Source organism: Pseudomonas sp. PK-RTE-24 (assembly GCF_054052265.1).
This window is the reverse complement of the sequence record NZ_CM133224.1, coordinates 1,280,389-1,295,571: the sequence shown is the minus strand read 5'-3', so window position 1 is coordinate 1,295,571 and position 15,183 is coordinate 1,280,389. Positions and strand designations below refer to the sequence as shown.

General features: G+C 61.1%; 15 protein-coding genes. 10 read left to right on the top strand and 5 right to left on the bottom strand.

The genetic code is table 11. From position 1 onward, the window contains the following. The first annotated feature begins 97 nt into the window (after positions 1 to 97). From dibA to ACV8MC_RS05665, 6 genes are all read left to right on the top strand, one after another. Entirely contained in the window at positions 98 to 2,017 is a 1,920-nt protein-coding gene (gene dibA / locus ACV8MC_RS05690) for a phosphodiesterase DibA (protein ID WP_457264715.1), read from the top strand. Positions 2,018 to 2,315: 298 nt separating this feature from the next. Beyond that, a complete protein-coding gene (oscA, locus tag ACV8MC_RS05685) occupies positions 2,316 to 2,498 on the top strand; it encodes a sulfur starvation response protein OscA (RefSeq protein ID WP_007917682.1) in 183 nt (60 codons plus the stop codon). A gap of 138 nt (positions 2,499 to 2,636) precedes the next feature. After that, positions 2,637 to 3,650 (top strand): sulfate ABC transporter substrate-binding protein, encoded by a 1,014-nt coding sequence (locus ACV8MC_RS05680; protein WP_150637858.1) that lies wholly within the window; start codon positions 2,637 to 2,639, stop codon positions 3,648 to 3,650. A gap of 126 nt (positions 3,651 to 3,776) precedes the next feature. Then, a complete protein-coding gene (gene cysT, locus ACV8MC_RS05675; protein WP_016772245.1) occupies positions 3,777 to 4,595 on the top strand; it encodes a sulfate ABC transporter permease subunit CysT in 819 nt (272 codons plus the stop codon). A 12-nt stretch (positions 4,596 to 4,607) separates the two neighbouring features. Beyond that, positions 4,608 to 5,480, top strand: coding sequence for a sulfate ABC transporter permease subunit CysW (cysW, locus tag ACV8MC_RS05670; RefSeq protein ID WP_041477435.1), 873 nt, complete (start codon positions 4,608 to 4,610; stop codon positions 5,478 to 5,480). 3 nt (positions 5,481 to 5,483) lie between these two features. Continuing rightward, a complete protein-coding gene (locus ACV8MC_RS05665) occupies positions 5,484 to 6,473 on the top strand; it encodes a sulfate/molybdate ABC transporter ATP-binding protein (RefSeq protein ID WP_056786991.1) in 990 nt (329 codons plus the stop codon). Positions 6,474 to 6,555: 82 nt separating this feature from the next. Here ACV8MC_RS05665 and ACV8MC_RS05660 read toward each other — a convergent pair whose 3' ends face one another. Continuing rightward, positions 6,556 to 7,080, bottom strand: a complete 525-nt coding sequence (locus ACV8MC_RS05660) for an Mpo1 family 2-hydroxy fatty acid dioxygenase (protein WP_095181132.1) — start codon at positions 7,078 to 7,080, stop codon at positions 6,556 to 6,558. A gap of 84 nt (positions 7,081 to 7,164) precedes the next feature. Here ACV8MC_RS05660 and ACV8MC_RS05655 point away from each other — a divergent pair, with 84 nt between their 5' ends. Then, the gene (locus tag ACV8MC_RS05655) at positions 7,165 to 7,842 is read left to right on the top strand and encodes a Crp/Fnr family transcriptional regulator (protein ID WP_457264712.1); all 678 of its coding nucleotides are present in this window, start codon (positions 7,165 to 7,167) and stop codon (positions 7,840 to 7,842) included. A gap of 159 nt (positions 7,843 to 8,001) precedes the next feature. On the opposite strand, the gene uraH is transcribed toward ACV8MC_RS05655, so the two are convergent. After that, the gene (uraH, locus tag ACV8MC_RS05650; RefSeq protein WP_042610175.1) at positions 8,002 to 8,412 is read right to left on the bottom strand and encodes a hydroxyisourate hydrolase; all 411 of its coding nucleotides are present in this window, start codon (positions 8,410 to 8,412) and stop codon (positions 8,002 to 8,004) included. Positions 8,413 to 8,423: 11 nt separating this feature from the next. Continuing rightward, a complete protein-coding gene (locus ACV8MC_RS05645) occupies positions 8,424 to 8,909 on the bottom strand; it encodes a GlcG/HbpS family heme-binding protein (RefSeq protein ID WP_431078272.1) in 486 nt (161 codons plus the stop codon). A gap of 136 nt (positions 8,910 to 9,045) precedes the next feature. On the opposite strand from ACV8MC_RS05645, the gene ACV8MC_RS05640 reads away from it, so the two are divergent. Both ACV8MC_RS05640 and ACV8MC_RS05635 read left to right on the top strand, forming a co-directional pair. Then, positions 9,046 to 9,726, top strand: coding sequence for a heavy metal response regulator transcription factor (locus tag ACV8MC_RS05640; RefSeq protein WP_041477440.1), 681 nt, complete (start codon positions 9,046 to 9,048; stop codon positions 9,724 to 9,726). After that, a complete protein-coding gene (locus ACV8MC_RS05635; RefSeq protein WP_457264710.1) occupies positions 9,716 to 11,101 on the top strand; it encodes a heavy metal sensor histidine kinase in 1,386 nt (461 codons plus the stop codon). The genes ACV8MC_RS05640 and ACV8MC_RS05635 overlap by 11 nt, the downstream gene beginning before the upstream one ends. A gap of 102 nt (positions 11,102 to 11,203) precedes the next feature. Here ACV8MC_RS05635 and ACV8MC_RS05630 read toward each other — a convergent pair whose 3' ends face one another. Next, positions 11,204 to 12,208 carry an AraC family transcriptional regulator gene (locus ACV8MC_RS05630; RefSeq protein WP_252868593.1) on the bottom strand — a complete coding sequence of 335 codons (1,005 nt, stop codon included), beginning with the start codon at positions 12,206 to 12,208 and terminating at the stop codon, positions 11,204 to 11,206. Positions 12,209 to 12,308: 100 nt separating this feature from the next. Here ACV8MC_RS05630 and ACV8MC_RS05625 point away from each other — a divergent pair, with 100 nt between their 5' ends. Then, entirely contained in the window at positions 12,309 to 13,379 is a 1,071-nt protein-coding gene (locus ACV8MC_RS05625; RefSeq protein ID WP_457264707.1) for a fatty acid desaturase, read from the top strand. Positions 13,380 to 13,558: 179 nt separating this feature from the next. Here the strand turns inward: ACV8MC_RS05625 and ACV8MC_RS05620 are convergent, their stop codons facing one another. Beyond that, positions 13,559 to 15,169: an arylsulfatase gene (locus tag ACV8MC_RS05620; RefSeq protein ID WP_150743119.1), complete on the bottom strand. Its 1,611-nt coding sequence runs from the start codon at positions 15,167 to 15,169 to the stop codon at positions 13,559 to 13,561. Positions 15,170 to 15,183: the final 14 nt, after the last annotated feature.

Here is a 15,183-nt window from a genome sequence, read left to right as displayed (position 1 = left end):
AGCACACAGATAAAACCAGTCGCCCTTTCAGATAAGAAGTCGCTGAATGTTTCTTGACCTATAATTCCAACCTTTTTGTAGGGACATGGACGACCGAATGTCTGCGACTTACCGCGATGCCTTGCGTGCAGCGCTGCTCTACCTCGTACTGGCCGCCCTGTGGCTGCAAGTTTCTGATCATTTATTAAGCAGATTCTTCGATGACTCCCGTGAGCTGACCCATTGGCAACTGATCAACGGTTATCTGCTGGCGACGATCAGCGCCGCGCTGATTTTCCTCGCACGGGCGCGGCAGTGCGGGTTTCTCGGCATCGGCGCTCATTTGCGCGAGCGCCACACCGACCGTGAGCGTCTGCGTCAGGCGGCCGCCGTGTTCGACTGCACTCGCGAAGGGGTGCTGGTTACCGACCACCGGGGCCTGATCGTCCACGTCAATCGCGCCTTTATCGAGATCACCGGTTATCGGCGCGACGAGGTCATCGGCCAGCAGCCCAGTCTGTTCAAGTCCGGTCATCATCCGCCGGGCTTCTATCAGGCGATGTTCGCTACCCTCGAGGCTGAAGGTGAATGGAGCGGCGAGATCTGGAACCGGCGCAAGACCGGCGAGATTTATCCACAGTGGCAAACCATCCGGGTGATTCACGATGATTCCGGACGGCTCAGCCATTACGTGGCGGTGTTCTCCGACATCAGTGCGATCAAGGATTCCGAGTCCGAGCTCAAACACCTGGCGCATCACGATCCGTTGACCGATCTGCCCAATCGCCTGCTGTTCAGCGATCGCGCCGAGCAGGCGCTGGCGTCGGCACAGACACACAAACGTGGCTGCGCGCTGCTGATGCTCGATCTGGATCATTTCAAGATGATCAACGACAGTCTCGGGCATAACGTCGGCGATCGGTTGCTAAAAGCGGTGGCGACGCGTTTGCAGGAACTGTTCGGCCACGGCATTACCTTGGCGCGGCTCGGCGGTGACGAGTTCGCGGTGCTCGCGGAAAGTTGTCCACAGCCGGCCCAGGCCGCCGCGCTGGCGCAACGGACTCTGGACGCCTTGAAGGAGCCGGTGCTGGTAGATGGCAATCAATTGTTCATCAACGCGAGCATCGGCATCAGCCTGTTTCCCAGCGATGCCCTCAGCGCCGAGCAGTTGTTACGCAACGCCGACAGCGCGCTGTTCAAGGCCAAAAGCAGCGGGCGCAATGGCTACGCGCTGTATACCGAAGAGCTGACCGCCCATGCCCAGCAACGGGTCGAAATCGCCTTCGAGCTGCGCCGCGCACTGGAGCAGGAGGAACTGCGTGTCTACTACCAACCGGTGCATGACCTGCAAAGCGGCCGTCTGGTTGGCGTCGAGGCACTGGTGCGTTGGCAGCATCCGCAGCGCGGTCTGGTGTCGCCGGCAGAATTCATTCCGATTGCCGAGCGCACCGGGCTGATCGCCGAGATCGATGCCTGGGTGATGCAGCAGGCTTGCCGACAGATGTGCCAATGGCAGCAGAGCGGCGTGGTGCTGGGGTTCGTCGCGGTGAATGTCTCCTCGCGGCTGTTTGCCCGACGTGAGCTTTACCAGCAGGTAGCGCAGGTGCTGCACGACACGGGGCTGGATCCGGTCTATCTGGAACTGGAAGTTACCGAAAGCGCGGTGATGGATGACCCTGAAGTGGCGCTGGAACAGATGCATCGCTTGCGCGAGCTGGGTGTGCGTCTGGCCATCGATGATTTCGGCACGGGTTATTCCTCGCTGTTGCGGCTCAAGCGCCTGCCGGTGCAGAAACTCAAGATCGATCAGGGCTTCGTCGCCGGGTTGCCGTGGGATGAAGATGACGTGGCGATTGTCCGGGTGATCATCGCGCTGGCCCGCAGCATGGGCATGCAGGTCCATGCCGAAGGGATCGAACAGGTTGAGCAGGCGGCATTTCTGTTGGCGCAGGAATGCGATCTGGGGCAGGGCTACTGGTTTGGGCGGCCGGTGTCTGCGGATCGGCTTGATTGGGCGAAAACGCCATTGATTGGCTGAAAAGGCCTATCAGGCTATCACCGACCTTGTGGTGAGGGGATTTATCCCCGATGGGTCGCGTAGCGGCCCCAAGAAATGGGACTGCTACGCAGTCCAACGGGGATAAATCCCCTCGCCACAAGTTCTCTTGACGATTTCAAATCAGCGCAAACCCCTTGCCCTCTCTCATATTGTTTTCTGGTTATATAAACATTCTTAAATAGTCTTTTTAAGAATATCCATGCCTCTCTTATATTGCTCCCACGCCGAACGCAGTGCCGCCCACTGCCAGGCAAATCCCCTTCAAAGGAGCAGCACCATGAGCGCATCCCTTCGCAGCGTTGACGGTCAGGACGAAAGCACCATCTTGCGTGAAATCCAGAGCGCCCTGCGCGATCTGCGGTTCGGCGCGGTGGAGATCACTGTGCACAACGCGCAAGTCGTACAGATCGAACGCAAAGAGAAATTTCGTTTGCAGCAACCCGGTAAACAACCGGGGTGAGATCAAAAGATCGCAGCCTTCGGCAGTTCCTACAGGGGCTGCGTGCAGGAGCTGGCGAAGGCGGCGATCTTTCAACGCGATCCGATTCCAGCAATACATAAGAAAAAGCCATCACCAAGAATTCCAGGAGCTTTCACCATGTCGTCGATTCGCCGTTACGCTCTGGCCGCGCTGGTCAGTGCCGTGTTTGCCGGTTCCGCCGTTGCCAAGGATTACGAGCTGCTCAACGTGTCGTATGACCCGACACGGGAGCTGTATCAGGAATACAACGCCGAATTCATCAAGTTCTGGCAGAAGGACCATGCCGGCGACACGGTGAAAATCCAGCAGTCCCACGGTGGCTCGGGCAAGCAGGGGCGTGCGGTGATCGATGGCCTGCGTGCTGACGTGGTGACCCTGGCCCTGGCCGGTGACATCGATGAAATCGCCAAGCTCGGCAAGAGCCTGCCGGCCGACTGGCAGCAGCGTCTGCCGCAAGCGAGCACGCCGTACACCTCGACCATCGTGTTCCTGGTGCGCAAGGGCAACCCGAAAGGCATCAAGGACTGGGGCGATCTGGTCAAGAACGATGTCTCGGTGATCACACCAAACCCGAAAACCTCGGGCGGTGCGCGCTGGAACTTCCTCGCCGCGTGGGCCTATGGCCTGAAAGCCAACGGTGGTGACGAAGCCAAGGCCAAGGAATACGTACAGACCCTGTTCAAGCACGTGCCGATCCTTGACACCGGCGCCCGTGGTTCGACCATTACCTTCGTCAACAACGGTCAGGGCGATGTGTTGCTGGCTTGGGAAAACGAAGCGTTCCTGGCGCTGAAAGAAGACGGCGGCGCAGACAAGTTCGACATCGTCGTGCCGTCGCTGTCGATCCTCGCCGAACCGCCAGTGGCGGTGGTCGACAAGAATGCCGAGAAGAAGGGCAACGCGCAGATCGCCGAGGCCTACCTCAAGCATCTGTACAGCCCGGCCGGTCAGGAAATCGCCGCGAAAAACTTCTATCGTCCACGTGACAAGGACGTAGCGGCCAAGTACGCCCAGCAGTTCCCGAAACTGGAACTGGTGACCATCGACAAGGACTTCGGCGGCTGGAAATCCGCGCAGCCGAAATTCTTCAACGACGGCGGCGTGTTCGACCAGATTTATCAGGCGCAGTAATCTCGCCTTCAACCGGCCTGATGTCTGGGCACATGACATGTGGGACTGAGCTTTTGTGGTGAGGGGATAAGTCCCCTCACCACAGGGCTCACTCCCACATTGATGCGTTTTCAACCAGGGACTTTTATGTCGCGTCGTATCTCCCCCGTCATACCCGGCTTCGGGCTGACGCTGGGTTACACCTTGGTGTACCTCAGCCTGATTGTGCTTATCCCGCTGGCGGCGATGTTCGTCCACGCCGCCCAGCTGACCTGGGATCAGTTCTGGACGATCATCTCCGCACCGCGGGTGCTGGCGGCGTTGAAGCTGAGCTTCGGTACCGCGCTGTGTGCGGCGATCATCAACGGCATCATCGGCACGTTGCTGGCCTGGGTGCTGGTGCGCTACACCTTCCCCGGGCGCAAGGTGATCGATGCGATGATCGATCTGCCGTTCGCCCTGCCGACCGCTGTGGCCGGTATCGCGCTGACCGCGCTGTACGCGCCGGCCGGGCTGGTCGGGCAGTTCGCTGCCGATCTCGGTTTCAAAATCGCCTACACCCCACTGGGTATCACCCTCGCACTGACCTTCGTCACGCTGCCGTTCGTGGTGCGCACGGTGCAACCGGTGCTGGCCGATATTCCCCGTGAAGTCGAGGAAGCGGCGGCGTGCCTGGGTGCGAAGCCATGGCAGGTATTTCGCCACATTCTGGTTCCGGCACTGCTGCCCGCCTGGCTGACCGGTTTTGCCCTGGCGTTCGCGCGTGGCGTCGGCGAGTACGGTTCGGTGATTTTCATTGCCGGCAACATGCCGATGAAAACCGAGATCCTGCCGCTGCTGATCATGGTCAAACTCGACCAATACGATTACACCGGCGCTACCGCCATCGGCGTATTGATGCTGGTGGTTTCCTTCATCCTGTTGCTGCTGATCAACTTGCTGCAGCGGCGCATCGAAACCCCATAAGGAGGCGCGAACATGTCCCAATCGTCCATTGCGGCCGCCTCTTCGGCCAACGCAGCGCGCCGTGGCAGCGCCACTTCGCGCAGAGTCCTGATCGGTCTTGGCTGGCTGATCTTTTTCCTGTTTCTGCTGCTGCCGTTGTTCATCGTCGTATCGCAAGGTCTGAAAAACGGTCTCGGCGCGTTCTTCACCGCGATTTTTGAACCGGACGCGCTTTCGGCATTGAAACTCACCGTGTTCGCGGTGCTGATTTCGGTGCCGCTGAACCTAGTGTTCGGCGTCAGCGCGGCGTGGTGCGTGAGCAAATACTCGTTCCGTGGCAAGAGCATGCTGGTGACGCTGATCGACCTGCCGTTCTCGGTGTCGCCGGTGATCGCCGGTCTGGTCTACGTGCTGATGTTCGGTGCGCAGGGCCTTTTCGGGCCGTGGCTGCAGGATCACGACATCCAGATCGTCTTCGCCCTGCCGGGCATTGTGCTGGCGACAATTTTCGTCACCGTGCCGTTCGTGGCCCGTGAACTGATTCCGCTGATGCAGGAACAAGGCACCCAAGAGGAGGAAGCCGCGCGCCTGCTCGGTGCCAATGGCTGGCAGATGTTCTGGCACGTCACCGTGCCGAACATCAAGTGGGGCCTGATTTATGGCGTGGTGCTGTGTACCGCGCGGGCCATGGGCGAGTTCGGTGCGGTGTCGGTGGTTTCCGGGCACATTCGCGGGGTGACCAACACCTTGCCGCTGCACGTCGAGATCCTCTACAACGAATACAACCACGTGGCCGCATTCGCCGTGGCGAGCCTGTTGCTGATCCTGGCGCTCTTCATCCTGCTGCTCAAGCAGTGGAGCGAAAACCGTATCAACCGCCTGCGCGCCAGCGCCGCGGAGGAATAACTCATGTCGATCGAAGTGCGTAACGTCAGCAAGAATTTCAACGCGTTCAAGGCGCTGGACAACATCAGCCTGGATATCCACAGCGGTGAGCTGGTCGCGCTGCTTGGTCCGTCGGGCTGCGGCAAAACCACCTTGCTGCGCATTATTGCCGGTCTGGAAACCCCGGATCAGGGCAACATCGTTTTTCACGGCGAGGACGTTTCCGGCCACGACGTGCGTGATCGCAACGTCGGTTTCGTCTTCCAGCATTACGCCTTGTTCCGCCACATGACAGTGTTCGACAACGTCGCGTTCGGCCTGCGGATGAAACCGAAAAACCAGCGCCCGAGCGAAAGCCAGATCGCCACCAAGGTTCACGAACTGCTGAACATGGTGCAACTGGACTGGTTGTCGGATCGCTACCCGGAGCAGTTGTCCGGTGGCCAGCGTCAGCGCATCGCGTTGGCCCGTGCCCTGGCGGTGGAACCTAAAGTGCTGCTGCTCGACGAACCGTTCGGCGCCCTCGACGCCAAGGTGCGCAAGGAACTGCGGCGCTGGCTGGCGCGGTTGCACGAAGACATCAACCTGACTTCGGTGTTCGTGACCCACGACCAGGAAGAAGCGATGGAAGTCGCCGACCGCATCGTGGTGATGAACAAGGGTGTGATCGAGCAGATCGGCTCACCGGGCGACGTCTACGAAAACCCGGCCAGCGATTTCGTCTATCACTTCCTCGGCGACTCGAACCGCTTGCTGCTGAGCGACGACAACCACGTGCTGTTCCGCCCGCACGAAGTGTCGTTGTCCAAGCATGAGCTGGAAGATCACCATGCCGCTGAAGTGCGCGATATCCGGCCGTTGGGCGCGACCACGCGGGTGACGTTGAAGGTTGAGGGGCAGACGGATTTGATCGAGGCCGAAGTGGTGAAAGACCACGACAGCCTGATCGGGTTGGCCAAGGGTGAAACCCTGTTCTTCAAGCCGAAGGTCTGGCAGAAAGTCGCCAATATTTAAAGGCAAAAGCTTCGCGAGCAGGCTCGCTCCCACAGGGAAAACTCATTCCAAATGTGGGAGCGAGCCTGCTCGCGAATACGATCTAGACAGCAGCGCGATTCGGATTGACCCGCACCATCCCCGCCCGCAACTCGATCTCTTGTTTCAATTCCTGCCGTATCCCCAGCAGAAACGCCAACTCAGCCACAACGAACAACGGCCCGACAATCAGCCCGCTGATGTCATCGACAAACGCCGGTTTGCGCCCTTCATAGTGATGCCCGACAAACTGGATCACCCAGCCGATCACAAACATCGCCAGGCCGCTGCTCAGCCAGACCATGGTGCTCTGCTGCGCCAGTGCATGCCCGGCCCACACCGACAGCCCCATCAGTACTGTCATCAACACGCCAAGCTTCAATTCCAGGCGCAGGTAAAACCACGCCGAGGCCAGCGCTAACAAAACCGCCGGAGATATCCACAACCCGCCCAGCGCCCACTGCGGCCGTGACAGCAGGACAGCCACCGCCACCACGATCAGCGGAATGCCGATAAAGTGGCTGGCGATGTTGCGCGGGTCGCGGTGGTAGGCGGCGTATTGACTGAGGTGGTCGACGAGGCTTTTCATTGTTGTTCCTCCAGTGGGGTTGAATGCATCATCCCTCGGGATCCGCGTTCGCTCTGTCGGGCAGGCGACACTCCAGGAGTGGTTATGCAAATTCGTGCACGGTTGCTCAGCGGCCAGTGGTTCAGTCATTTGCCTGCATCTTTTCAGGATAGCCTGCTGGCGCTGGCTCGGGAGCGGCGGCTGACGGCGGGACAACGACTGTTCCAGCGTGGCGATGCGCCGTGCGGTCTGTATGCAGTGCTCGATGGCGCAGTGCGCATTGGCGCGGTGAGCGAGCAGGGCAAGGAGGCCTTGCTGAGTCTGATAGAGGCGCCGCACTGGTTCGGCGAAATCTGCCTGTTCGATGGCCAGCCTCGCACTCACGATGCCTATGCAGTCGGGTCGTGCACCTTGCTGAATGTTCCGCAAGCGGCGTTGCTCAAATTGCTCGACGAACAGCCGCAGTACTGGCGGCATCTGGCGCTGCTGATGAGCCACAAATTGCGCCTGGCCTTCATCAATCTCGAACAGCTGAGCCTGCTGCCAGCCCCGGCGCGTCTCGCCCATCGGCTGCTGATGATTGCCGAAGGCTACGGCGAACTCGACGCACCACGCCGGACGCTGCAACTGCCGCAGGAGCAGTTGGCGGCGATGCTGTCGCTGTCGCGGCAGACCACCAATCAGATCCTCAAGGATCTGCAGGGGCAGGGGATTATCGGGCTCGCATACGGCGAAATCGAAATTCTCGATGCGGTGAGATTGCGTGCCTTGGCCACGATCTGAAAACTGAAACCGATCCAATGTCGGAACTGGCACCTGTGGCGAGGGGATTTATCCCCGCTGGGGCGCGAAGCGGCCCTGAAAAAGGCACTGCTGCGCACTCCAGCGGGGATAAATCCCCTCACCACAAAGGCTCACTCCTACGAAGGATCCGCGTTTGGATTACGAACCGCGATAGGTCGAGAAACCGTACGGGCTCAGCAGCAGCGGGATGTGGTAGTGCTGATCGGTCTGCTTGACCTGAAAGATCACCGGAATTTCCGGGAAGAACGTCTCATGCTTGATCTTCTGGTAATACTCGCCGGTCTTGAACACCACGCGGTATTCACCGGCTTCGAATGGCTGTTTGGCCGGGAACAGTTCGGCGATCCGCCCTTGTTCGTTGGTGGTGCCTTGGGCCAGTGGCTGCCAGTTTTCGCCGACGTGTTTTTCCAGGGTAACGTTGATGCCCGGTGACGGCAGGCCATTTTCCAGGTTGAGCACGTGCACGCTCAGCGGATTGCCGGCGGCCAGCGCCAGGCTGGAAACAGCACTCAGGCCGAGGGCGGCGAGAGTCATGCGCAGGGTGGTCATGGTGGATCTCCTTAGTGGGAACGGGTGATGGTCAGGCCGGCTTTGTCGGCGGCGGCGCGGGCGCAGTTTTCGTCTTGCTCACCGCCGCCGGAACCGGCCACGCCCATGGCGCCGACCAGTTCGCTGCCGGCGAACAACGGAATGCCGCCGCCGAGCAAGAGCAATTTATCGAGGGTGTTGAGGTTGGCGGTTTCCGGGTTGCTGCGGGCGCGCTCGGCGAACAGCCGCGTCGGCGTCTTGGTCGACAGCGCGGTGTAAGCCTTGCGTTGGCTGGCGGCGGTGTTGTGCGGGCCAACGCCGTCACCACGCAGAGTCACCAGCAGGTTGCCGCCACGGTCGAGCACCGACACCGTGCCGGTGCAACTGCTCATCGCCTTGTCCGCCAGCCAGCGTGCGGTTTTCAGGTCGAGATCGGCGTGGCGCGGCAGTTCTGGCGTGGCACTTGCTGCGCCGCTGAGGCCGAGGATCAGGCTGGCGACAAGGTATTTGACGGTCATGGGCAGGCTCCGAATGGGGATGTCTGCACCTTAACCGGCGCACTTCGTCAGAACTCCGTCAGGCGGATTACAAGTTTGTAATGGGCAACGGCGCCGAACACGCCTAGCCTGTGTACCTGATCAATTGAGGTGTGCCATGCGTTTGCTGGTCGTAGAAGATGAAGCCAAAACCGCCAATTTCCTCGCCAAGGGCCTGGGCGAGTCGGGTTTCGCCGTGGACGTGGCGCTCAATGGCCTCGACGGCCGCTATTTTATCGAGCAGCAGGAATACGACCTGATCATCCTCGACGTGATGCTGCCTGGCCTCAACGGCTGGCAATTGCTCCAGCTGATCCGCCAGCGCGGCGCCACACCGGTGCTGTTTCTCACCGCCAAGGACGCTATCGAAGACCGCGTGCGTGGTCTTGAGCTGGGCGCCGACGATTACCTGCTCAAACCCTTCGCCTTCGCCGAGTTGCTCGCGCGCGTGCGCACGCTGCTGCGACGCGGGCCGATGCGCGAAGCCGAGTCGTACAGCATCGCCGACCTGGAAATCGACGTGCTGCGCCGCCGGGTCAGTCGCGGCGGCCAGCGCATTGCCCTGACCAACAAGGAATTCGCCCTCTTGCAGCTGCTCGCCAGCCGCCAGGGCGAAGTGCTTTCGCGCACGCTGATCGCATCGCAGGTGTGGAACCTGAATTTCGACAGCGACACCAACATGGTCGAAGTCGCCGTGCGTCGTTTGCGCGCCAAGGTTGACGACCCGTACATGCCGAAACTTATCCACACCGTGCGCGGCGTCGGTTATCAACTGGAAGCGCCGGACGATGTGGAGTAAGTCGATTGCCTGGCGATTGGCGCTGGCCTTCGCCATGGTCTGCGCGCTGGCGCTGAGCGCAATCGGCGTGTTCCTCTACCGCTCGCTGGCCTCGGAATTGGCCTTTCGTGACGACATGGCCTTGCTCGGTCGCCTCGAGCAAGTACGTGCCTTGCTCGCCGACAGCGACAGCCTCGACGCCTTGCAGGCGCGGCCACGGTTGTATCAGAACATGCTCGGTAATCTCGACAGTCTGCTGCTGGTGCGCCGGGCCGACGGCTCCAGCGTGATCGCGATCAACCCGCGTCAGCGTGAACTGCCCGCGCTCAATGCATTACCGCGAGAGCAAATGCCGCAGCGCCGTGACGTGCTCACCTGGCAGGCCAGCGACGGCGCCGAATTGGCCTTGCTGTCCGGCCAGGCCCAAGGCCCCAACGGTGAAACCCTCACGGTGATCGCCGGCAAAGTGCTCAGCGAGCGTGAGCAGATGCTCGGCAGTTATCGCCTGCGTCTGTACCTGTCCGTCGGCCTCGGCGCGGTGCTCGCGTTTGCTCTGGGCCTGTTATTGCTGCGGCGTGGCTTGCAGCCCTTGCATCAGTTGAGTGAAGCGGTGCGCAGCATCGATCTGCGCAGCCTCGATCGACGCCTGCCTACCGAGGGCACGCCGAGCGAACTGCGCGAGCCGGTGCACGCGCTCAACACCATGCTGGCGCGGCTGGACGACAGCGTGCAGCGCCTGTCGCAATTCTCCGCCGACCTCGCGCACGAAATCCGCACCCCTCTGCACACCTTGCTCGCCAGCAACGGCCAGGCCCTGAACCATCCGCGCAGCACGGCCGAATATCAGGAAGTGCTGGCCTCGAACATGGAAGAGTTCGAACGGCTCAAGCGCATGGCCGAGAACCTGATGTTCCTCGCCCGCGCCGAACAGGCCGAACGTGCGCTCAATCTGCACACACTGGACTTGCGCAACGTCGGCGACGAACTCTGCGATTACTTCGAAGCCTTGGCCGATGACCGCGACCTCCAACTGCAAAACCGCATGCACGGCGAATTGCTCGCCGACCAGCAACTGCTGCAACGCGCCCTCGGCAATCTGCTGGCCAATGCCGTACGCCACGCCGACCCCGACAGCCTGATCAGCCTGCAACGCCGCGATGAACCGGGTATGTGCTGGCTGCAAGTGCACAACCACGGCCCGGTCATCGCGCCTGAGCATCTGGGCAAACTGTTCGACCGTTTCTACCGCGTCGATCCTTCACGTGCGGAACCGGGAGATTCGGGTGGGCTGGGTTTGGCGATCGTGCAGTCGATCATGCAGTTGCATGGCGGGCAGGTGCGGGTGAGGAGTGACGCCGACGGCACTGTTTTTGAGCTGGGGTTTGTGGTGGTCTGACGGCCTCTTCGCGAGCAGGCTCGCTCCCACAAGGAAACGCATTCCAACGGTGGGAGCGAGCCTGCTCGCGAAGGCGCTGGATCACACAATGGTGATTTCGGATCAGCGCAACTGATCCCGAAACTGCCCCGGCGTCATCCCGGTCCAGCGCTTGAACGCGCGGCTGAAGCTGCTGGTGTCAGCGAATCCCAGCAGATAGCTGACTTCACTCAAGGAACACTGCGGGTCACGCAGGTGCAGCAGCGCGAGATTTTCGCGGCTTTCGTTGAGCAGGGTGTCGAAGCGACAGCCCTCATCCGCCAGATGCCGCTGCAGGCTGCGCAGGCTCAGGTGCAAGGCCTGGGCGATGCGCTCGGCGCTCGGTTCGCCTTCGGGCAGTTGTTCTTCAATGGCATCGCGCACCTTGCGCTCCCAGGTCAGCGGTTTGAGCTGGGCGAGGGTGCGTTTGAGTACGGCTTCGTTGTGCTCGGCCAGTTCCGGGTTGGCGTCGTCGAGGTGGCTGTCGAAGTCGCTGAGGGCGAATTCCAGGCGGTCTTCGGCGGCGGAAAAATACACCGGCGCGCGGAAGACTTTGTGCCATTGCTGGGCATCGCTCGGTTCGGGGCGGCGCAAGTACACCGCCAGCGGTGCGTAGTCACGGCCGAGGCGATTGCGGCAGGTGCGCACGTAGATCGCCGTAAATGCGTCGATGGCTTCGAAGGCCGGCGCCGGGTTGCCGGGCGGAATTTTCAGGCGAAATTGATAACGGTCATTGCTACGGCTCAGCTCCAGTTCCAGCGCATCGCTGACCACCGGGTGATAGCGCACGATGCGCTCGAACACTTCGCGCAAGCTGCCGCTGGCCACTAGCGCATAACCGAGCGCGTGGAACGTGGTCGGGCTGACGAAACGCGACACGCGCAAGCCCAGCGCCGGGTCGCCGCTGGCTTCAACGGCGAGCGCCCACAGGCGCGTGGTACCGGATAGCGGATAGCGCGCATTGGGGTCGTCCATCAGCGTAGGGTCGAGCCCGGCCTGTTGGCACAAGGCAAGGCTGTCCAGCCCGAGCGCGTCGAGTTGTTTGCGCAAGGCGCGGGTCCAGCTGGCGAGGGAGGTCGGTTCCTTCATGCGGATTGGCGCGTCCGGTCAACAGGTTGGCGTTCTTGGCTAGCGCGGATCGAACCCCGGCAAGGCACGATGCATTCATCTTAGACCCGAGGATGGAAGCATGGACGGTACTTCTGCAAGCCCTGAACGACTGAATGCGGCGCAGCGCTCGGCACATATTCGCCAAGTGGTGTTGGCCAAGGGTGCGCAATTGCGTGAGCGCTACCCGATTCTTCAGCATCAGGATGCCCTCGGTGCGGGGATTCTGGCGTTGGCGCTGGCCGGGATGATCGGCTCGGCGGCGCTGTACGCCACTGGCCATATGGCCTGGTGGGTGTGCCTGCTGTTCAATGCTTTTTTCGCCTCGCTGACCCATGAGCTGGAACACGACCTGATCCACAGCATGTACTTTCGCAAGCAGCGCGTGCCGCACAACCTGATGATGGGCCTGGTCTGGCTGGCGCGACCGAGCACGATCAACCCGTGGATCCGTCGTCATCTGCACCTCAACCATCACAAGGTTTCCGGCACTGAAGCCGACATGGAAGAGCGCGCAATCACCAATGGCGAGCCGTGGGGTTTTGCCCGTCTGCTGATGGTTGGCGATAACGTCATGTCGGCCTTTATCCGCCTGCTCCGCGCCAAGACCTGGGCACACAAGTGGAGCATCGGCAAACGCGTGCTCAAGGTCTACGCACCGCTGGCGCTGCTGCATTGGGGAGCGTGGTACGTGTTTCTCGGCTTTCACGCGGCCAATGGCATCGCGCATTTGCTCGGCTCGCCCATCGAATGGTCGGCCACCACGCTGTCGGTGATGCAGGTGATCGATATCGCCGCCGTGGTGATCATCGGCCCCAACGTGCTGCGCACTTTCTGCCTGCACTTCATCAGCTCGAACATGCATTACTACGGCGACGTCGAACCGGGCAATGTGCTGCAGCAATGCCAGGTGCTGAACCCGTGGTGGCTGTGGCCGTTGCAAGCGTTCTGCTTCAACTTCGGCAGCAGTCACGGGATTCATCATTTCGTGGTCAAGGAGCCGTTTTACATTCGTCAGATGACCGTGCCGGTGGCGCACAAGGTGATGCGCGAGATGGGTGTGCGCTTCAATGATTTCGGCACGTTTGGCCGGGCGAACCGGTTTGTGCGCGGAGATGAGGAAGTGGTGTCCGGGGAGGCGGTGGAGGCCTGAAAGATGCCCCTCACCCTAACCCTCTCCCAGGGGAGAGGGGACTGATCCAGCTGTTTATGCTGGATACATCGACCTGAAATTTCGAGCCGACCTCAGGTTGGAAAAGCATGAAGATCTGCTCCCTTTCCCCCTCCCCCTCAGGGAGAGGGCTGGGGGTGAGGGGGGCTTTTGATCTTGGTTCAATCCGGCTGAAACGGCGAAGCACTGAGGATCACCCCGGTCTCTTCTACATACCGCTGCCAATGCCCGATCAGGTCAGTGAGTTTCTGCGGCTGACTCAACGCCAGATCATGAATCTCCCCTGGATCATTCGCCAGATCATAAAGCTGCCAGGTCGCTGGCCCGACCGGCCCGGGGATCCATACCGCTTTCCACGAGCCCTGGCGAATCGCCCGGCGTCCGAACAATTCCCAACCGGTGACCGTATGCTCGTCATGCACCTGCGCGGTCTCGCCGGACAGGAAGCCCAGCCACGACTTGCCGCGCAGTGGCGCCACCGCTTTGCCTTTCCACTGTTTACCCGGATGCCGCACGCCAGCCAGATCGAGAATGGTCGGGGTGATATCCATCACCGTGCCGAAACCATGGCTGATCTGCCCTTTGAGCGGCAGTTGCGGATAGTGCAGCAGCGCCGGCACGCGGATCCCGCCCTCGGTGGTGAAAGCCTTGAACAAGCGTGACGGCGCGGTTGCCACTTGCGCCCAGTTCGGCCCGTACCAGACGTAGGAATTGGCCCGGCCGATGTTGTCGAGGCTGTTGTCGTAATGCTGGTTGAGGTAGGTCATCAGCTCCGGGCCGAATTTGGGGAACGCTTCCAGCAGCGCGCCTTCGGCACCGTTGTCGGACATGAACAGGATGAAGGTGTTGTCGAGCTGGCCTTGCTGGCGCAGGTAATCGACGACCCGGCCGATGTTCCAGTCCATGCGCTCGACCATCGCCGCGTAGACCTCCATGGCTCGTGCGGAAATCTGCCTTTGTTCATCGCTCATCGCGTCCCACTGCGCGCTGAGCTGAATCAGCGGGTGCGGTTCGACGTCTGCCTCGATCAGACCCAGTGCCTTGAGTTTTTCCAGGCGTTCGAGGCGCAGCACTTGTGGGCCGGCGTCATAGCGGCCACGGTATTTCTCGACGATCTCGGCCGGTGCCTGCAGCGGCCAGTGCGGCGCGGAGAAGGGCAGGTAAGCGAAGAACGGCCGGGTCTGATCGCGTTCCTTGAGGTACTGCAGCAGCTTGTCGCCGAAGGCATCGGAGGAATAGAAATCCTTCGGCAACTCGTCAACAAACTGATCGTCCTCGATGTACAGCGCCGGGGTGGATTTCAGCAGGCCCGGCGTTTGCTCATCGTAGGTCGGCTCGAAACCATAGTGGTTGGCAGCGCCCGGCAACAGTGAAAACGAGCGCTCGAAACCGCGCGCATGGGGCGCCAGTTCAGCCTTCAGACCCAAATGCCATTTGCCGCTCATCAAGGTTTGATAGCCGGCCTCGCGCAGCAGCTCGGGCAGGGCGACGACGCGGTCATTCAGGTAGCCTTCGTAGCCAGGTTTGCCGATCAGTTCCGGGGTCAACGCTTCGGCCATGGTGCCGATGCCGGCGATGTGGTGATCGGTGCCGGTCAGCAGCATCGAGCGCGTCGGCGAGCAGGTCGGTGCGGTGTGGAAATCGGTCAGGCGCAGGCCGTTCTCGGCCAGCGCATCGAGGTTCGGCGTAGCGATTTCGCCGCCGAACGCACCGATGTCGGAAAAGCCTAGGTCGTCGGCCAGAATCACTAGAAAGTTGGGACGTTGCGGCATCGCGAAACTCCTGT